Source organism: Flavobacterium anhuiense (assembly GCF_004151235.1).
Classification (GTDB): Bacteria; Bacteroidota; Bacteroidia; order Flavobacteriales; family Flavobacteriaceae; genus Flavobacterium; species Flavobacterium anhuiense_A.
In genome coordinates, this window is the sequence record NZ_JUIV01000011.1 from 147,579 (window position 1) to 166,903 (window position 19,325).

Genomic DNA, 19,325 nt, shown 5'->3' on the forward strand with positions numbered 1-19,325 from the left:
AAAATTAAGAAGGTAAACTTAGAACCTTAGAATCTTAGCAACTCAGAACCTTAAAAAAAATGAAATACACAACATTACCTAACACCGATATAAAAGTTAGTAAAATTTGCCTTGGAACAATGACTTTCGGGCAGCAAAACACAGAAGCAGAAGGACACGAACAAATGGATTATGCTTTGGAAAGAGGAGTAAACTTCTTTGACACAGCTGAAATGTATTCGGTTCCTGCGAGTGAAGCAACTTACGGAAGCACAGAAAAAATTATTGGAACTTGGTTTAAAAAATCAGGAAATAGAGATAAAGTGATTTTGGCTTCTAAAATTGCTGGACCAAATCCGAATTTTGGATATATGCGTGAGAAATTGGATTTTTCGCCAGCAAGTATCAAATTTGCTGTTGAGCAAAGTTTAAAAAGACTTCAAACCGATTATATCGATTTGTATCAAATGCATTGGCCAGAAAGAAAAACGAATAATTTTGGACAGCGTGCTTTTCACGGACATGATGATGTTTGGGAAGATAACTTTAGAGAAATCCTTGAAACTTTTGACGGATTAATCAAAGAAGGTAAAATCAAACACATCGGGGTTTCAAATGAAAACGCTTGGGGAATGATGCGCCTTTTGGAAGAAAGCAAATACAACAATCTGCCAAGAATCAAAACTGTTCAGAATCCGTATTCTTTATTGAACCGTTTGTTTGAAGTGAATTCTGCAGAAGTTTCAAAATATGAGAATGTTGGATTGTTGGGATATTCTCCTTTAGCCTTTGGAGTTTTGACTGGGAAATTCTTGACGGGAGAAAGTCACCCAAAAGCAAGAATAAACCTTTTTCCGCAATACAAACGTTACAATAGCAATCAATGCACAGAAGCGACTAAATTGTATCAGGAAATCGCTAAAAAACATGGTTTAACGTTAACGCAATTGGCAATGGGATTTGTATTGCAACAGCCATTCTTGACAAGCGCTATTATTGGTGCTACAACTATGGAGCAATTAAAAGAAAATATTGATACGATTGATGTTACGCTTTCTAAGCAAATCTTGGCTGAAATTGATGCGGTTCAGGCTATAATTCCTGATCCTGCTCCTTAAAGTTTTTTTGCCATGAAGACGCTGGTTTTTTTGCGACGAAGGCACTAAGGCGCAAAGTTTTTTTAATCTCGCAATCCCGATAGCTATCGGGAGCAGAGTCGCTAAGTTTAATGTATTAAATTCAATAGCGTCCAGCTTTAGCTGGATGAAAATATAAACGCAAATCAAAGGGTTTTAGCCAAACTTTATCAGTTTGGCTAAAACCCTTTTCTATTTCAATCATATTCCCTTAGCTTAAGCTAGGGGCTATTCAAAAAACTTTGCGCCTTAGTGCCTTCGTGGCAGAAAATTACAAATCAAATTCATCATCAACAGCCAAAGAATCTGTTTTGACTGCAGTCGAATCTGGAACTTTAATTTTGATTAATGAACGCGCGTTTCCAGAAATATAAACTGGCAGTATTCCAATAGTATCTTCAGGAACTAAAAGCCCTCTTCTGAACATCAAATTCTTTAAGAATTTCTGGTTTTTTATAGCATAATCTTTTAGGTTTCCTTCATCATTAAACTGATACATGAATTTTCTTGGTTTCGGAATAATCGTTGCCAAGTATAAACATTCATCTACATTTAAAGCTGAAGGGCTTTTCTGGAAGTAAAAATGACTGGCTTCTCCAATTCCGTACACATTTGGTCCCCATTCGATAATGTTGAAATATACTTCCAGCATTCTTTCTTTGCTTACAATTCGGTTGTTTTCTAAAATGTAAACCAATAGAATTTCTTCAAGCTTTCGCGAAAGCGTTTTTTCTCGAGTTAAAAAGACATTCTTAATCAACTGCATGCTTATCGTACTGGCACCGCGCGAGAATTTCTTCGTTCTAATGTTTTTCAGAATCGATTGTTTGAAAGCTTCGTTTATGAATCCACGATGAGAGAAGAAAGAAGGATCTTCTGTCGTTAAAACACATTTTCTTAAATAAGGTGAAATTTGATCCAAAGGAGTGTAATTTGGATTCGCATTTCCAACCAAAATAGGTCTTTGCAATACGTTTTGAATAATGGCACGATATACAAATTCGCCATTTAGTTTGTTTAAATCGGCTTCACCGTATTTCGTAATTCTTAAATCTTCTTTGTTCAGCTTACTGTCAAAAACAAGTGTGTTTGGTTTGTTTTTATTGAATTTAAAATCCAGTTTGTAATCGAAATTTCCAGTTGCCTGCATTCCTTGAAAGTGTGTAAATAAACCGTCAGGAAGGGAAACGATGAAATCCTGCGCTTTCATTTTCGGAATGTTTACTTTCAAAGTATAAATGGTGTCTTTTTCAGTATCATACGAAACGTAAGGACGAACTTTAATTTTATTCAATTGCATTGTTGAACTGCTGTCAATAGAAATGAAACTATCGCCTAGTAAGAATCGATAATCAAAACGGGCATTTTTTATCACCACATCTTTGCTCGCAATTTTCGGATGATTGATTTTAAGATTGGTAATCGAAGTATAACCATCAATATGCAATTCGCTTCCGCTTTTGTCAATATTTTCAAGATTTAATCGAATAGAATCAAAACTTGCTTTAAGATTGTATCTTTCGTCAAGATATGGAACGCGAATGGCTTCGGTATCTAAATTGAAAAATCGAATATCAGCTTTTTTATTTCGTGGATCGGCAAATCCTTTGATGTTCCAACGCTGGTCAAAATCTTTAGCTTGAACATGCAGATTTGTTTCTAATTGTTTATTGCTTAAAACCAATTTATCGACATCAATATTGGTTTGTTTTCCGTTGTCGTCGATTTTGAACTTGAAGTTTTTCAGATCCATATCAGTTGGAACTAAATTCAATACTTTAGAAATGATTCTGTAAGCAAATGAAGCATACTTTCGTTTTTCGTTAGATTCTGTTTCTTCGCGATCTCTTTTTAGAAAAGCATCAAAATTTCGTTTTTTGCCTTTTTTTACTAATTGAATATAGCCATTGTCTACTTTTAGAGTTCCGACTTGAACATCTCCAATCAATAAGTTGCTTAAACTAATGCTCGTTTCCACATTTTTTATTTTGACGAGCGTATCAGCATTTATTGGAGCTAGAACTACATCTGTTAATTTTATAGTCGATAAACCATCAAACGAAGCCGATTCTACAGAAAAGTTACTGTTGTATTGAACAGCCATTTTGTGGGTAACTTTTGCGATGGCTTGTTTTAAAAGTGAATTACGAAAATAATACAGTCCGATGCAAAGCGCTAAAATTACTATTCCTAGTATTTTTAATGCCTTGTATATTTTTTGTTTTGGAAAATTCATAAAGTTGGTTTTCAAAAGAATTTAGAAATTTTTGAAACGTAGTATTGTTTTTTTGCCACGAATTGCGCGAATTTCTCGAATTAATTTTAGATAATGTAAAATGTATAAATTCAGATTTTAAATTTAAAATAAAATTCGTGTTTAATTTGTGTAATTTGTGGCAAAAAGAAAAAATTAACCAAAAAGGATACTTGCCACATCTTCAATTTTTGCAACAAGCTCAATCTTAATTCCTGTGTTTTTTAAAGCAATTTTATTGTATTTGGAAACAAAGATGGTATCGAAACCTAATTTTTCAGCTTCCTGAATGCGCTGATCTACACGATTAACAGGACGAATTTCACCAGAAAGTCCGACTTCGCCGGCAAAACAGAAACCTTTTCCAACCGGAATATCTTCGTTAGAAGATAAAATTGCGGCAACAACGGCTAAGTCAATGGCAGGATCATCAACAGAAATTCCGCCTGTAACATTCAGGAAAACGTCTTTTGCTCCTAAACGGAATCCTGCTCTTTTTTCTAAAACAGCCAGAATCATATTTAGCCTTTTGGCGTTGTAGCCTGTTGTACTTCTTTGAGGCGTTCCGTAAACTGCTGTGCTAACCAAAGATTGAATTTCAATCATTAACGGGCGCATGCCTTCTAAAGTTGTAGCAATTGCAGTTCCAGAAAGTTCTTCGTCTTTATGCGAAATTAGAATTTCGGAAGGATTTGAAACTTCTCTTAATCCGCTACCAAGCATTTCGTAAATACCAAGTTCAGAAGTTGAACCAAAACGGTTTTTTAGCGAACGTAAAATTCTATAAATATGATTTCGATCGCCTTCAAATTGAAGTACAGTATCAACCATATGTTCTAAGATTTTTGGTCCAGCGATATTTCCGTCTTTAGTAATATGCCCAATTAAGATTACGGGAATATTACTTTCTTTGGCAAATTTGATTAGTTCTGCGGTGGTTTCACGAATCTGAGAAATGCTTCCTGCAGTCGATTCGATGTAGTCAGTGTGCAAAGTTTGAATTGAGTCAATAATGACCACTTCAGGCTGAATGGTTTCAATTTGTTTGAATATGTTTTGCGTTTTGGTTTCCGTTAAAATATAGCAGTTATCGCTATTTGGCGTTATTCTTTCGGCACGCATTTTTATCTGTTTCTGACTTTCTTCTCCAGAAACGTATAATGTTTTATAAGGTAACTTTAATGATACTTGAAGTAAAAGTGTACTTTTTCCGATGCCGGGTTCACCGCCCAAAAGCGTTAAAGATCCAGGAACAAGTCCGCCACCCAAAACACGATTCAATTCGCTGTCGGTAGTATCCATGCGAACTTCCTGTGTAGAATCAATTTCGTTAATTTTTAAAGGTTTTGGCGCTTTGCTTGTTGGAGTAGGTTCGCTTTTCCAAGCTACTTTATCCTGTTTCTGGATAATTTCTTCGGCAATCGTATTCCATTCTTTGCACGCGTTGCATTGCCCTTGCCATTTGGCATATTGGGTTCCGCAGTTTTGGCAGAAAAAGGAAGTTTTAACTTTTGACATTATTTACTTTTTTTAGCAAGTGTATTCATTTCGTCAATTTTCTCATACATCATGTCTTTGTTCAAATCGCCAATTGGCTCCATTTGAGAAGCGTTTTGGTATTTTTTCGAAGCGTGTTTAGGATCACCTTGTTTTTCATACATTAATCCTAATTCATATTCTCCCAACATGGCTTTAGGGTAATTTACATTTCCTATTTCAGCCATTTTTCCTAGTTCGCTATAGGCATTTCTTTTTAAAATAAGATTTTCTACTACTTTAAAATCGCTCATTCGAACAGGAATTTGAACTCCTAAAGCTTCAGACATTGTAGCATATTTTTTTTCTAAATATTCTGCATAACCTTCTTGAAGAACCGCAATTTTGTCGTTGTATTCGGCAGAATTTATAGGTCTATATACTTCAAAAATCTGGTACAATGCACTTGGTATAGAATGCAATACTTCTGTGTAATGTGTTGCGCCTTTGAAAACATCATATTTATAATTCACTAACGGATTATTAGCGATTTTAATATTACTGTTTAATTTATCTATTGGTTCTTTAATTTTCTTGATATCACCTTCTCCAGCAGAAAGGTAATAGAAAATAGGGCTTTTTATTTTAGCAAATTTCTCTGCAATACGCACTTCCATTTTTGGAGCAAGCTCTGGACTTAAGCAGATGTATGCATTAAAAAGCGGAATTTCTTTATACAAATAAAAATTAGCAAAACTTGCCGTTACATCATGACCCGCAATAAGTCTGAAAGGCGTGGTGCGATATTTTTTCTCGATATAAGGAATTAATTCTGCTCCTATAAATTCGAAAAATTTTGCTCCTTTTTCAAAAGGAAGTCCTTCGTTTTGATCAATTGTTGTGTCATCGTAGCGTTCTTCATCTTTGTTTTGATGAATTCCGATGATGATCATTTCTGGAATGTCATCCCAATAAGTTCCATAACTTATGGCTCCAGAAAACGGATCAAATAAGTAATCTCCATCCAATAAATAAAGAACAGGATATTTTTTTTCTTTGTTTGCTTCATAAGAAGCAGGAAGTCCAATCGTAATTCTGCGTTCTTCTCCCAGTTTTTCTGATTTAATGTTGTCGAACGTTTTTTGGGCAAACGACGAGAACGAAATCAAAAGTGTCAGTAGGTAAACTTTTTTCATGATTTGTGGCATTTCAGTAAATTAAAAAAGTATTGAAAATAGTGTAGCAATATACTATTTTATTTGCTTCTTTGTTAATTGAGGTAAAAATTGAAGCACAGTGTTTTAGCATCAGAACCAGTTTGGATTGAGGCAAAAGAAAGATGTTTTGTTCAAAAATGGCTTTTGACAAAGTAGGGAAATTCGGTAAGAAAAAGAAAATCTTAGGTTAAAGAATTGTCATTTTCGTTCGGGAAAATAATCCAAGGCTTGAAGGTTTTTGCTTCTTCAAAATCTAGGGTTGCATAAGAAATGATAATGATGATGTCATCTTTTTGAACTTTTCTTGCAGCAGGACCGTTTAAAGTGATTTCGCCTGAATTTTTTTCACCTTTAATAGCGTAAGTTTCAAAACGTTCGCCATTATTGATGTTAACAATAGATACCTTTTCGCCTTCAATAATGTTTGAAGCCTCTAGTAGCGTTTCATCAATAGTAATACTGCCAATATAATTTAAATCGGCTCCGGTTACTTTAACACGATGAATTTTTGATTTTATAACTTGAATTTGCATGATGCAAAGTTAGATTAATTTAATGAAATGGTGTCTATCAGTCTTATAGAATTAACAAATACCGCTATAAATGCTCGGTATTTTTTGTCATTCTCTTTTTGATTGATAGGTAAAAGTGTAGATTCGTCAGCAATAACAAAATACTCTAGTTCAAATTCTTTGTTGTCTTTGAAAGAATTTTCTACAAATTCGATTGTTTCTTGCGGACTATGATTTTGAAAAATCTCTTTTGCTTCAGTTAAAGTTTTGTAGATAATTGAAGCGTTTTTTCTTTCTTCAGTTGTCAAACGTTCGTTTCTAGAACTCATTGCAAGCTGATTTTCTTCTCTAAAAATTGGACACCCAACAATGTTTACAGGCAATCCAGTTTTTTCTACTAATTTTTTAACAATCTGTAATTGCTGAAAATCTTTTTCTCCAAAATAAGCATTTGTTGGAGTTACAATTTCAAAAAGCCTTTTTACAATTGTTCCAACACCATTAAAATGACCAGGTCTGAATTTTCCTTCCATCTGGTTTTCTAATCCGTCGAAATCAAAAGTCTGCGAAACGGTATTTCCTTCATAAATGTCTTCGACTGAAGGTGCGTATAAAATGATTTTATCACTTAATGTACGCATTTTCTTAACATCTTCTTCTAGCGTCCTAGGATATTTTGCTAAATCTTCTGGGTTGTTAAATTGTGTTGGATTGACAAAAATGCTCACTACTGTGTCATCGTTTTCTTTTAACGAACGTTGCATTAAAGCCAAATGTCCTTGGTGTAAAGCGCCCATTGTTGGTACAAATCCGATAGTTGAATTTGCGGTTTTGATAGTTTTAAGATAGGCTATCAACGCTGCTTTACTGTAGAAAATATGCATTGAGGTATTATTAAAATTTATGCAAACATAATATATTAGTTATAAACTGCATAAAATTTTGTAATTTTGCGACGTTTTTATTACCAAAATTAAGTAAAATACTATTATGAAAGATAAGAGGATATTATACGTATCATCTGAAGTCGTGCCTTATTTGGCTGAAAATGAGGTTTCTTTAATGTCTTATGACGTTCCGAAAATGATTAATGATCAAGGCGGTCAGATAAGAATTTTCATGCCGAGATATGGGAATATCAATGAGAGAAGACATCAATTGCATGAAGTGATTAGACTTTCAGGGATGAATTTGGTAGTGAATGACTTAGACATGCCGTTGATTATCAAAGTAGCATCTATTCCGAAAGAGAGAATCCAGGTTTATTTTATCGATAATGACGAATACTTTAAACGTAAAGCCACTTTTACAGATGAAGAAGGTGCTTTATATCCTGATAATGACGAAAGAGCCATTTTCTTTGCAAAAGGTGTTGTAGAGACTGTAAAAAAATTAAACTGGGTTCCAGATATTATACATGTTCATGGCTGGCTTGCGGCAATGCTTCCAATTTATATGAAGCATTATTATAAACATGAAGCCTTGTTTTCTGAAACTAAAATCATCACTTCTGTTTACGGACAATCATTTGATGAAAATTTAGATTTAGAAATGATCAATAAAGTTAAATTTGACGGTGTTCCTCATGAAGCCGTATCAGATTTAGAAACTCCAAATTACGAGAATGTTTTAAAAGCTAGCATCTTACATTCTGATGGTGTAATTATTGCATCAGAAAATGTTTCTCCAAGTTTAACAAAATTTATAGAATCTTCAGGAAAACCTTTTTTACCTTTCGCCGGGAAAGATGGATTTGCAGATGCTTATACAAATTTCTACAGAACATTTGGACTTTAAATTTTAAATTTTATTATTAGACATGTATAAAACTTCTTTTTTTAAGAAAACTCTTTTGGCTGTAATGGCTATTTTTCTATACTCTTGTGACAAAGATTTTAATGCAATTGGTGACGGTTTGGTTGGAGATGATCACTTTGGACTTGAATCTGAAAAATATGATGTTTTAGCTTTTAATCAAGAAGTTACTCCTGTCCAGTCGAATAATATGACGCCAAATGCGCTTGGTATTTTTGATAATCCTCTTTTTGGAACTACGACTGCAAATTTTGTGACTCAAGTAGGGCTTGAATCTTATCCTCCGACTATTGGAATAGCTCCAGTTGTTGATAGTGTTAAAATAGAGATTCCTTATTTCAGTCATGTTATAGCTACTGGTAAAGAGGGAGACAGTACCTATGAATTAGATTCTATTTACGGAGATAAAAATGGAAAACTAAAATTAAGTGTTTATGAATCTGGAATTCAGATGAGAAATAGTTATTTTAGTGGGGGTAATCAGTTGCCACAGTTTTATTATACAGATCAAAATAATGAATTCTCAAATAAGAAAGTTGGGGAAAGATTAAATAATGGTGGAGCTTTAGAGAATGATGAGTTTTATTTTAGTTCGAAAGAAATTGTAATCAAAACAACTAATTCGGATAAAACTGTAACGACAGAAAGAAAAAAGCCTCAGATGACTTTGCATCTTAATACGCAATTTTTTCAAGATAAAATATTAAAAGCGGATGCTTCAAAACTTGCGGCTGAAGATGTTTTTCAGGAATATTTTAAAGGTTTATATTTTAATGTTGAAAAATCTGGATCTAGTCCAAGCAACATGGCTTTAATAAATTTTAGCGAAGGTAAAATTACAATTTTTTACAAAGCCAAAACAGAGGCTACATCAGATGTAGAGAGTAAGAAAATCGTATTGAATTTAAAAGGTGCTTCGGCGGCAACATCAAATACAGCTAATTTTCTGGCTGATGCACGAAATCCTGAGTACGAAAGTGCTATAACTACTAACGTTAATAAAACTGTTGGAGATGAAAAACTTTATCTAAAAGGCGGTCAAGGATCTTTAGCTATTATAAAGCTTTTTAATCAGACGGATGTGATGGGATATGATGAAAAAGGTAATGTGGTAAATGCGTCAAATAAGGTTCCTGATGAATTAGATGAAATTAGATATAATGTGGCTAACAAAAACTGGAAAGTTAACGAAGCTAACTTAGTATTCTATATTGATGCCACTAAAATGACAGGTACTGAAGAGCCAAATAGAGTGTATTTGTATAATTTTACAGATAATACTGTTTTGGCAGATTATTCTAGCGATCCTTCTTCTGCTTATGGAGGCTTGATTACTGTAGGTTCTGACAAAAGAGGGAAGAGTTATAAAATTAGAATCACAAGCCATTTTCGTAATCTAATTAAGGATGCGACGGCTAAAAATGTTGATTTAGGACTGGTTGTTTCTCAAAGTGCTACAATGCTTACGTTTAATGCGTTGAAGAACAAGATTCAAATTAATGATGATCCAATTGAATATTTTTCTGTAGCACCAAGAACATCAGTTATGAATCCTTTGGGTACAGTCTTATTTGGAGGAAAGAAAGGTGGTTCACCTGATTCTGAACAAGAAAAGAAAAGATTGAGACTCGAAGTATACTACACGAAACCAAATTAATAAATATATATGTGTGGAATTGTTGGATATATCGGTCACCGAGATGCCTATCCTATTGTAATAAAGGGATTAAAGCGTCTTGAGTACAGAGGATATGATAGTGCCGGCGTTATGCTGTATGACGAAGAGTCGGGCATTAAAGTTTGCAAAACAAAAGGTAAAGTTTCCGATCTTGAGGCTAAAGCCAATGAAGGTTTTACAACAAACGGAAACATTGGAATTGGACACACGCGTTGGGCTACTCATGGGGTTCCAAATGACGTGAACTCGCATCCTCATCTTTCTAATTCTGGTGATTTGGCAATCATTCATAATGGAATTATAGAGAATTATGCGCCTTTGAAAGAGGAGCTTATCAAAAGAGGTTATACTTTTAAATCAGATACAGATACTGAGGTTTTAGTTAATTTAATAGAAGAAGTTCAAAAGAAAGAAAATATTAAATTAGGTAAAGCGGTTCAGATTGCGTTAAACCAAGTTGTTGGTGCATATGCAATTGCTGTTTTTGATAAAAAAAATCCAAACGAACTTGTTGCGGCTAGATTAGGAAGTCCGTTGGCAATTGGAGTTGGAGAAGGGGAGTATTTTGTTGCCTCTGACGCTTCACCATTTATTGAATATACTTCTAATGCTGTTTATTTAGAAGATGGTGAAATGGCTAATATCAGATTGCATAAGCCTATCAAAATTAGAAAAATCCAAGACGACTCTTTAGTAGATCCTTATATTCAAGAACTTCAAATGAACTTGGAGCAGATTGAAAAAGGAGGGTATGACCATTTCATGCTTAAAGAAATCTACGAACAGCCAAGTGTAATTAAAGATACTTACAGAGGAAGACTTCATGCAAATGAGGGAATTGTTCAGATGGCTGGTGTTGAAGATAACTTGGAGAAATTCTTAAACGCAAAACGTATTTTAATCGTGGCTTGCGGAACTTCTTGGCATGCAGGTTTAGTAGCAGAATACATTTTTGAAGAATTTACACGTATTCCTGTTGAAGTAGAATATGCTTCGGAGTTTAGATACAGAAACCCAATTATCAATAAAGATGACGTAGTTATTGCTATTTCACAATCTGGTGAAACTGCAGATACTATGGCGGCTATTAAATTGGCTAAAGAAAACGGTGCGTTTGTATTTGGAGTTTGCAACGTGGTTGGTTCTTCTATTTCTAGAGAAAGCCATGCAGGAGCTTATACGCACGCAGGGCCAGAAATTGGAGTAGCTTCTACAAAAGCTTTTACTACTCAAATCACTGTTTTAACAATGATTGCTTTAAGATTAGGAAAAGCTAAGGGAACTTTATCAAATACAGATTTCCACACGTATCTTCAAGAATTGGAAATCATTCCAGACAAAGTTGCGGAAGCATTAGAAACAAATGATAAAGCAAAAGAAATTGCAGCTGCTTTTAAAGATTCGCCAAACTGTCTTTATTTAGGTAGAGGATATAATTTCCCTGTTGCTTTAGAAGGCGCATTGAAGTTGAAAGAAATTTCGTATATCCATGCAGAAGGGTATCCAGCTGCTGAAATGAAGCACGGTCCAATTGCTTTAATTGATGAATTAATGCCTGTTATTGTTATTGCGCCAAAACAAGGACATTACGATAAAATTGTAAGTAACATTCAGGAAATTAAATCAAGACGTGGTAAAATTATTGCTGTAGTTACAAAAGGAGATACTCAGGTTCGTGAATTGGCAGATTATGTAATCGAAATTCCAGAAACTTCAGATGCATTGTCACCATTAGTTACAACAATTCCGTTGCAATTGCTTTCTTACTACATTGCGGTTATGAGAGGTTGTAATGTTGACCAGCCTCGTAACTTAGCGAAGTCGGTTACTGTGGAATAGATTCTATTTTAAATATTAAATATGTTAAAAAAGCGAGATTTAGGTCTCGCTTTTTTTTATTGTCAAAAATTTTTTTGAGCGTATGTATTTTTGTGAATTTTTCAGTTTTTTGATAAAAATTTATATGTATGCATAGTAAACTGATTTTTCTTTAGGTTTTATTTGTTTTTATTTTAATAAAATGAATTAGTGAATAGTTAAAATATTGTATAAAATCGTGATAAATATCAATTTTATTTAACGTTTTTTTATACATATTAAAATATTTGTGTATTTTGGCTATATATACTAACAAAAAAACTAACCCTAATGAGAGTCTACTTGCTAATTATGTTGTTATTCAGCGGAGTATCTTTTGCGCAGAATACAATCACAGGTTCGGTTACAGATAGTAACAAGCAATCTATTCCTGGTGCCAATATTGTTGTGGTAGGAGAAAATACTGGTGCTTCTACAGATTTTGATGGATCGTTTAAATTGACCACTAATGCTAAACTGCCTTTTTCTGTAAAGGTTTCCGCAGTAGGATTTGAGTCTAAAACGGTAAGCGTAACAACGACAAATCAAAAAGTAAATGTGGTTTTAAAAGGTGAAGAAACAAAACTAGATGAAATTGTAGTTTCGGCATCAAGAACGCCAGAAAGAGTTTTAGAATCTCCTGTAACTATTGAAAGAATGGGGGTCCAGGAAATTAAGAAAACAGCTTCTCCTTCTTTTTATGATGGCTTGGAAAACATGAAAGAGGTTCAGATGAATACGAGCAGTATGTCGTTTAAGTCAATCAATACGAGAGGATTTGCTACGGTTGCGAATACTCGTTTTATGCAGCTAGTAGATGGAATGGATAATGCGTCTCCGTTATTGAACTTTGTTTTAGGAAATATGATTGGGGTTTCGGAAATTGACGTTCAAAGTGTGGAATTGCTTCCTGGAGCATCTTCTGCTTTATATGGAGCCAATGCTTTTAACGGAATTTTATTTATGACTAGTAAAAGTCCGTTTACAAATCAAGGGATTTCTACTTATTTTAAGTATGGTGCAACTTCGCAAGATGCCGCAGGAACAAATAGTTTTTATGATTTCGGTATTCGATTTGCTCACGCATTTAATAAATATTTTGCTGCCAAAGCAAACTTTACTTATATGCAGGCAACAGATTGGTATGCTACAAATTATGAGGATAAAACAAGAGCTGGCATTGATAGAACAAATCCTAGTTATGATGGGATAAATGTTTATGGAGACGAAGCAGCGACAAATATTAAAGGTGTTGGTCAAAAGTTAGAGGCAATGGGACTGATTCCTGTGGGGGCATCTAACCTTTTGCCAAATTCTATGGTTAGTAGAACAGGGTATAATGAAATTGATTTAACAGATAACAAAGCAGCCAATAAGAAAATTGATTTCTCTTTACACGGAAGACCTTTCGGGGACGAAAGATTGGAAATTATTTGGCAGAGTAAATTCGGTACTGGAAATGCTGTTTATCAAGGGGCAAACAGGTATTATTTGAATGATTTTTTTATGCAACAGCATAAATTAGAGTTTAAAGGCAAAAATTTCTTCTTGAGAGGATATATGACAGGTGAGGATGGAGGTCATTCATATGATATGATTTTTACGGGAATTAACGTAAATAGAAAATGGAAAGACGATAATACTTGGTTTGGTCAGTACGCAGGAGCATTTATTCAAGGAACTTTAGCAGGTATGACGCCAGAACAAGCTCATGCAACTGCGAGATCTACGGCTGATACAGGTCGTTTTTTGCCTGGTACGGCAGAGTTTAAAAATGCATTTAATCAGGTTATAAGTGATCCAGATGTTTTAACTGGATCAAGATTGGTTGATAATTCAAAAATGTATCATTCAGATGCAAACTACAATTTTAGAGATATAATTAAGTTTGCTGAAATTCAGGTTGGAGGTTCTTTTAGGGCGTATGAATTAAATTCTCACGGAAGAATCTATACTGATGCCAATAGTCAGATAAATTATAATGAATATGGTGCATATGCGCAATTGATGAAGAAATTTATGGATGATAGATTGAAGTTTACGGGATCTCTTCGTTATGATAAATCTAAAAACTTCGATGGTAATTATTCTCCGCGTTTGTCTCTTGTGTACTCAGCTGGAGAAAAAAGAAATCATAATTTCAGAGGGTCTTTCCAAACAGGATTTAGAAATCCAACAACTCAGGATCAATACATAGGATTTAATATTGGAAATGCGGTATTGCTTGGTTCTGCTCCTGATAACTTGACAAGGTTTAATGAAACTTTTAATCTTAGTGCAGAAGGTCAGATGTATGCAGGAAGCCCGACAAAAGTAATGAATGGTAATGATGCTTATGGGAACTCTTACATAGCAAGTTCGGTAACTGCATTTTCTGCAATGGCAGGAACAGATCCAGTTGCAGCAGCAGCACTGTTAAAAAAATCGAGAGCGAATTATGTGAAACCTGAAGAAGTAAAAGCTTTTGAGTTAGGGTATCGTTCTGTTTTTGAAGGTACATCGATAGATCTTAACGGTTACTATAATATATATAACAACTTTATCGGTAATTTAAATGTGGTTTCTCCTTTCTACGGAACTGCTCAGGATAATCCAAATATTGCTGCAGGTGTTTCAGATCCAGGTGTTCAATCAATCAGAGCGCTTCAGAACGGAGAATATAGAGCGTATCAATTATACACAAATTCAGATGTAGAGATACATTCATTAGGATTTGGAGTTGGACTTTCTAGAAAAATAATTTCTGACTTCGAATTAGGAGTAAACTATAACTATGCTCAGTTTGATTTTGATCAAGCAAAAGATCCAAGTTTTGAGCCTGGATTTAATACGCCAAAACATAGAGTTAAAATGTCAATTGGAAATGATAAGCTGTTTAAAAATTTTGGATTTAATGTAAGCGGAAGATGGAACAGTGAATATTTATGGCAGGCTGGTTTTGCTGATGGTATAATTAAAGAGGCAACTGTAATTGATGCTCAGATAAATTATGGAATTCCAAAATTAAAATCAGTAGTAAAATTAGGAGCAGCCAATATCGGCGGAAAAGAATATTACCAGGTAATTGGGGCTGGATTAATAGGACAGCAGTATTTTGCTTCTTGGACAATTAATCCATAATTGATTGTAAACTCTAGGTCAAATTCATTATTTATGTTTCTAGACGCTTAGTTTGGAGGCAGATAATTATAAAAATTATAAATTATGATAAAAAATTTCAAGTGGCTTTTATTGGTTTCGTTGACCTTTATGGCTTGTAATAGTGATGATGATGTGGCTCCAGTGGTAGAGTCATCTGATGGTAAAGCTTTGACTGCTGGAAGTGCTGATTTTTCTAAATATGTTGCTTTAGGAGATTCTTTTGCCGCAGGTTTTAGTGATAATGCTTTGTTTATTAAAGGGCAAGAAGGGGCTTATCCGAATATTTTGGCACAGCAATTTGCTTTAGTAGGTGGAGGTGAATTTAAAACGCCTTTTGCAAATGATAATGTAGGTGGATTGTTGTTAGGAGGGAATGTAATTAGCGGACCGCGTTTGTATTTTAATACAGCAATAACGCCAGAACATCCGAATTCAACTGTTGATCCTGTAAGTGGAGTGCCTACTACAGAGGTTACAGCACATTTATCTGGGGCGTTTAATAATTTAGGGGTTCCTGGGGCAAAAAGTTTTCATTTGCTTGCTCCTGGTTATGGTAATGCTGCAGGTGTTGCTACAGGAACAGCAAATCCATATTTTGCTCGTTTCGCATCTAGTGCAACAACAACTGTTTTGGCTGATGCGTTAAGTCAAAATCCTACTTTCTTTTCTTTATGGATCGGAGGTAATGATGAGTTAGGATATGCAACGGCTGGTGGAGATCCTACGGTTAATCCTTTAACCCCTCCTGCTACTTTTGATGGTGCTTACAAAGCTTTGGTTGCTCAGCTTGTTGCTGGCGGAAGAAAAGGTGTTGTGGCAAATCTTCCTGTCATAACAACACTTCCTCATTTTCATGTAATTGCTTATAATCAACTTAGTCAAGCAAGTTTAACAGATAAAGGAGTTAGTTTGATTCCAACTTTAAATGCGCAATTGTATGGTCCTTTGCATAATGCATTAGCATTTTTAGGCCAAGGTGATAGAATTAAGCTTCTGTCTTCAACAGGAAATAATCCGTTATTGATTGTAGATGAAACGTTGCCTGATTTGTCAGCAAATTTAAAGGCAGTACTAATGGGTGGTGGATTAGATGTTAATACTGCGACCGCAATGGGGATGATTTTTGGAAGAGCGAGACAAGCATTGCCTACTGATTTAATTGTTTTAGGGGCTTCTACAAGAATAGGTAAGGCGCCAAGTGTTGCTTTAGACGGAATCGCTTCGCCTTCGCCATCGTTAGCGCAATTAGGGGTTACTTTTCCTTTGCCAGACAGATATGTTTTGTTGCCATCTGAAGTAGATGAAATAGGAGTGGCAACCGCAGCTTATAATGCAACTATAAAAGCGGCTGCTGAAGCAAATGGTTTGGCAATTGTTGATGCGGAATCAATTATGTCTGATTTAAATAAAGCAAGCGGAATTACAATGAACAATTTTACACTGAAAGCTACTTTTGTTACTGGAGGTATGTTTTCTTTAGATGGAGTTCATCCTACTCCAAGAGGGTATGCTTTTATTGCTAATAAATTTATTCAGGCCATTAATGCTAAGTATGGTTCTAACTTAAAAGGTGTGGATATTGGTAATTATCAGGTTCTATTTCCAAAACAATTATAATTGAAGAATTAGTTCAATATCAAAAAACCGCTCATTTTTACAGATGAAGCGGTTTTTTTCTTTTATTAAAAAAATGCTGTTTTTGTTGTTTTTTGGACAAGTTTTATGAATCAAACAAAATCATGCTATTTTTTATGAAAAAAAAATTGATTTTATATTTTAAAAAATTATCTTTGCGCTCTGAAAAAAGAGGTATTTTCGATAAACCTAAATAGCTATTTAATAAATACATAAGTAATGTCAAAAGTAATAGGAAAAGTTGCTCAAATCATTGGACCAGTAGTTGACGTAGTTTTCAACGGTAAAGATGTTGAACTTCCAAAAATTTATGATTCACTAGAAGTCACTAAAAAAGACGGAACTATCTTAGTTCTAGAAGTACAATCTCACATTGGAGAAAACACTGTTCGTACAATCTCTATGGACTCTACAGACGGTTTGTCTAGAGGATATGAGGTAGTTGGAACTGGAAGTCCAATCCAAATGCCAATCGGTCCAGACGTATATGGAAGATTATTTAATGTTGTTGGAGATGCAATTGACGGTTTAGGTGATTTGCCAAAATCTGGAGAGAACGGTTTGCCAATCCACAGACCAGCACCAAAATTTGAAGATTTATCAACTTCATCTGAAGTTCTATTTACAGGTATCAAAGTAATCGATTTGATCGAGCCTTACGCAAAAGGAGGTAAAATTGGTTTGTTTGGTGGTGCTGGAGTAGGTAAGACAGTATTGATTCAGGAGTTGATCAACAATATCGCAAAAGGTCACGGAGGACTTTCTGTATTCGCTGGAGTAGGTGAAAGAACACGTGAAGGAAATGACTTGCTTCGTGAGATGTTAGAGTCAGGAATTATTAAATACGGTGAAGATTTCATGCACTCTATGGAAAATGGAGGATGGGATTTATCTAAAGTAGATATGCCAGGAATGAGAGAGTCTAAAGCTACTTTCGTTTTCGGACAAATGAATGAGCCACCTGGAGCTCGTGCACGTGTGGCACTTTCAGGATTATCTATCGCTGAGTATTTCCGTGATGGAGCTGGATCAGACCAAGGAAAAGATGTATTATTCTTCGTTGATAACATCTTCCGTTTTACTCAAGCAGGTTCTGAGGTATCAGCACTTTTAGGACGTATGCCATCTGCGGTAGGTTACCAACCAACATTGGCAACAGAGATGGGTGCAATGCAAGAGCGTATTACATCTACAAACAAAGGATCTATTACATCTGTACAAGCGGTTTACGTTCCTGCGGATGATTTAACTGACCCTGCGCCAGCTACAACTTTCGCGCACTTAGATGCTACAACTGTATTGTCTCGTAAAATTGCTGAGTTAGGTATCTATCCTGCGGTTGACCCGTTAGATTCTACTTCAAGAATTTTAACTCCACATATCTTAGGAGATGAGCACTACAACTGTGCACAAAGAGTAAAAGAAATTCTTCAAAAATACAAACAATTACAAGATATCATCGCGATCCTTGGTATGGAGGAGTTATCTGAAGAAGATAAACTTGCTGTAGCAAGAGCACGTCGTGTACAACGTTTCTTGTCTCAGCCTTTCCACGTAGCAGAGCAATTTACAGGTATCCCAGGTGTATTAGTTGATATTAAAGATACTATCAAAGGATTTAACATGATCATCGATGGTGAGTTAGATCACCTTCCAGAGGCAGCTTTCAACTTGAAAGGTTCTATTCAAGATGCAATCGAAGCTGGAGAGAAAATGTTAGCTGAAGCATAATAATATTGGTTGTTAGTTGTTAGTTGTCAGTTGTTAGAAAGCAACCATCAACCATCAACCATCAACTATTAACTAAAAAAAATATGATTTTAGAAATAGTATCACCAGAAGCGAAATTATTTTCAGGAGAGGTAACATCAGTTAGCTTGCCGGGAGTTAATGGAAGCTTTCAGATTTTAAATCATCACGCCCCAATTGTTTCAATCTTAGAAGAAGGAACAATTAAAATTGCAGCTCCAAGCTTCAGTTTTTCTAAGGAGGCTGCTGATAAATTTACGAGAGTTAATGACCAAACTTATACTTTAGAGATTAAGTCAGGGACAATCGAAATGAAAAACAATAAGATAATTGTATTAGTTGACTAAAACAATTTCAAAATAAGTTGAAAAGCCAGACAGTATTGTCTGGCTTTTTATTTTATTTTATTTATTGGTCTTAATGTTATCTGTCAGAAAATTAACAAAATAGGTAAAAAAGCGAATAAAAAAATGTAATATTTTACTGTATATACACTACGTTTGTAAATGTATTAACATTTAAAAAAAATATTATGAAAAAAGTTTTTTTAGGAATGCTGCTTATCGCATTAGGTTTTGGGACAATGTCTCTAACCACAAGTTCTGATAATGTTACTAAAGTTTCTGTAGAAGCTTCAAATGTCGTATTTGGTCCAACGTATACCGCTCCTTGGCTGGGAATCTGTTGTGAATCGCCACTCACTGCTGCGGAACGTGATATCGTGAAACGTGGCTATCCTGCGACTACGCAATACACTATTAATAGTACAACAAGTAATACGGTGACGTACACGATTTATTAAACTGCTTACAGCAAAATATATTTAAAGCCAGATTTGAACATGCCCCAAAAAGTTAGACACTATTTGGGGCATTT

General features: G+C 34.8%; 14 protein-coding genes. 9 read left to right on the forward strand and 5 right to left on the reverse strand.

Features of this window, described 5'->3' with window-relative positions; genetic code table 11:
• The first annotated feature begins 59 nt into the window (after positions 1 to 59).
• A complete protein-coding gene (locus NU08_RS14395; RefSeq protein WP_129747872.1) occupies positions 60 to 1,097 on the forward strand; it encodes an aldo/keto reductase in 1,038 nt (345 codons plus the stop codon).
• A 289-nt stretch (positions 1,098 to 1,386) separates the two neighbouring features.
• Here the strand turns inward: NU08_RS14395 and NU08_RS14400 are convergent, their stop codons facing one another.
• The 5 genes from NU08_RS14400 to panC form a co-directional block, all read right to left on the reverse strand.
• A complete protein-coding gene (locus NU08_RS14400; protein WP_129747873.1) occupies positions 1,387 to 3,351 on the reverse strand; it encodes a transglycosylase domain-containing protein in 1,965 nt (654 codons plus the stop codon).
• 174 nt (positions 3,352 to 3,525) lie between these two features.
• Positions 3,526 to 4,887, reverse strand: coding sequence for a DNA repair protein RadA (gene radA / locus NU08_RS14405; protein WP_095930311.1), 1,362 nt, complete (start codon positions 4,885 to 4,887; stop codon positions 3,526 to 3,528).
• Positions 4,887 to 6,041: an alpha/beta hydrolase gene (locus NU08_RS14410; RefSeq protein WP_129747874.1), complete on the reverse strand. Its 1,155-nt coding sequence runs from the start codon at positions 6,039 to 6,041 to the stop codon at positions 4,887 to 4,889. The genes radA and NU08_RS14410 overlap by 1 nt, the downstream gene beginning before the upstream one ends.
• Before the next feature lie 203 nt (positions 6,042 to 6,244).
• Entirely contained in the window at positions 6,245 to 6,595 is a 351-nt protein-coding gene (panD, locus tag NU08_RS14415) for an aspartate 1-decarboxylase (RefSeq protein WP_008465481.1), read from the reverse strand.
• Between the two features lie 14 nt (positions 6,596 to 6,609).
• Positions 6,610 to 7,458, reverse strand: a complete 849-nt coding sequence (panC, locus tag NU08_RS14420; RefSeq protein ID WP_129747875.1) for a pantoate--beta-alanine ligase — start codon at positions 7,456 to 7,458, stop codon at positions 6,610 to 6,612.
• Between the two features lie 106 nt (positions 7,459 to 7,564).
• Between panC and NU08_RS14425 the strand changes: the two genes are divergently transcribed.
• From NU08_RS14425 to NU08_RS14460, 8 genes are all read left to right on the forward strand, one after another.
• Positions 7,565 to 8,371, forward strand: a complete 807-nt coding sequence (locus NU08_RS14425) for a glycogen/starch synthase (RefSeq protein ID WP_008465476.1) — start codon at positions 7,565 to 7,567, stop codon at positions 8,369 to 8,371.
• 22 nt (positions 8,372 to 8,393) lie between these two features.
• Entirely contained in the window at positions 8,394 to 10,046 is a 1,653-nt protein-coding gene (locus tag NU08_RS14430; RefSeq protein ID WP_129747876.1) for a DUF4270 domain-containing protein, read from the forward strand.
• Between the two features lie 9 nt (positions 10,047 to 10,055).
• Positions 10,056 to 11,906: a glutamine--fructose-6-phosphate transaminase (isomerizing) gene (gene glmS, locus NU08_RS14435; protein ID WP_129747877.1), complete on the forward strand. Its 1,851-nt coding sequence runs from the start codon at positions 10,056 to 10,058 to the stop codon at positions 11,904 to 11,906.
• Positions 11,907 to 12,215: 309 nt separating this feature from the next.
• The gene (locus NU08_RS14440) at positions 12,216 to 15,044 is read left to right on the forward strand and encodes a TonB-dependent receptor domain-containing protein (RefSeq protein ID WP_129747878.1); all 2,829 of its coding nucleotides are present in this window, start codon (positions 12,216 to 12,218) and stop codon (positions 15,042 to 15,044) included.
• 84 nt (positions 15,045 to 15,128) lie between these two features.
• Positions 15,129 to 16,682 (forward strand): SGNH/GDSL hydrolase family protein, encoded by a 1,554-nt coding sequence (locus NU08_RS14445; protein ID WP_129747879.1) that lies wholly within the window; start codon positions 15,129 to 15,131, stop codon positions 16,680 to 16,682.
• A 237-nt stretch (positions 16,683 to 16,919) separates the two neighbouring features.
• Positions 16,920 to 18,431: a F0F1 ATP synthase subunit beta gene (gene atpD / locus NU08_RS14450; RefSeq protein WP_008465465.1), complete on the forward strand. Its 1,512-nt coding sequence runs from the start codon at positions 16,920 to 16,922 to the stop codon at positions 18,429 to 18,431.
• Between the two features lie 83 nt (positions 18,432 to 18,514).
• Positions 18,515 to 18,796 (forward strand): FoF1 ATP synthase subunit delta/epsilon, encoded by a 282-nt coding sequence (locus NU08_RS14455; RefSeq protein WP_129747880.1) that lies wholly within the window; start codon positions 18,515 to 18,517, stop codon positions 18,794 to 18,796.
• Between the two features lie 185 nt (positions 18,797 to 18,981).
• Entirely contained in the window at positions 18,982 to 19,251 is a 270-nt protein-coding gene (locus tag NU08_RS14460; protein ID WP_129747881.1) for a hypothetical protein, read from the forward strand.
• The last annotated feature ends 74 nt before the right edge of the window (positions 19,252 to 19,325 follow it).

Excerpts from the sequence above, each read along its gene's own strand:
- NU08_RS14395 (WP_129747872.1), top strand. The coding sequence starts at position 60 with ATGAAATACACAACATTACCTAACACCGATATAAAAGTTAGTAAAATT.
- NU08_RS14400 (WP_129747873.1), bottom strand. The coding sequence starts at position 3,351 with ATGAATTTTCCAAAACAAAAAATATACAAGGCATTAAAAATACTAGGA.
- NU08_RS14460 (WP_129747881.1), top strand. The coding sequence starts at position 18,982 with ATGAAAAAAGTTTTTTTAGGAATGCTGCTTATCGCATTAGGTTTTGGG.
- NU08_RS14440 (WP_129747878.1), top strand. The coding sequence starts at position 12,216 with ATGAGAGTCTACTTGCTAATTATGTTGTTATTCAGCGGAGTATCTTTT.
- NU08_RS14455 (WP_129747880.1), top strand. The coding sequence starts at position 18,515 with ATGATTTTAGAAATAGTATCACCAGAAGCGAAATTATTTTCAGGAGAG.
- glmS (WP_129747877.1), top strand. The coding sequence starts at position 10,056 with ATGTGTGGAATTGTTGGATATATCGGTCACCGAGATGCCTATCCTATT.
- radA (WP_095930311.1), bottom strand. The coding sequence starts at position 4,887 with ATGTCAAAAGTTAAAACTTCCTTTTTCTGCCAAAACTGCGGAACCCAA.
- NU08_RS14410 (WP_129747874.1), bottom strand. The coding sequence starts at position 6,041 with ATGAAAAAAGTTTACCTACTGACACTTTTGATTTCGTTCTCGTCGTTT.
- NU08_RS14445 (WP_129747879.1), top strand. The coding sequence starts at position 15,129 with ATGATAAAAAATTTCAAGTGGCTTTTATTGGTTTCGTTGACCTTTATG.
- panD (WP_008465481.1), bottom strand. The coding sequence starts at position 6,595 with ATGCAAATTCAAGTTATAAAATCAAAAATTCATCGTGTTAAAGTAACC.
- NU08_RS14430 (WP_129747876.1), top strand. The coding sequence starts at position 8,394 with ATGTATAAAACTTCTTTTTTTAAGAAAACTCTTTTGGCTGTAATGGCT.
- panC (WP_129747875.1), bottom strand. The coding sequence starts at position 7,458 with ATGCATATTTTCTACAGTAAAGCAGCGTTGATAGCCTATCTTAAAACT.
- atpD (WP_008465465.1), top strand. The coding sequence starts at position 16,920 with ATGTCAAAAGTAATAGGAAAAGTTGCTCAAATCATTGGACCAGTAGTT.
- NU08_RS14425 (WP_008465476.1), top strand. The coding sequence starts at position 7,565 with ATGAAAGATAAGAGGATATTATACGTATCATCTGAAGTCGTGCCTTAT.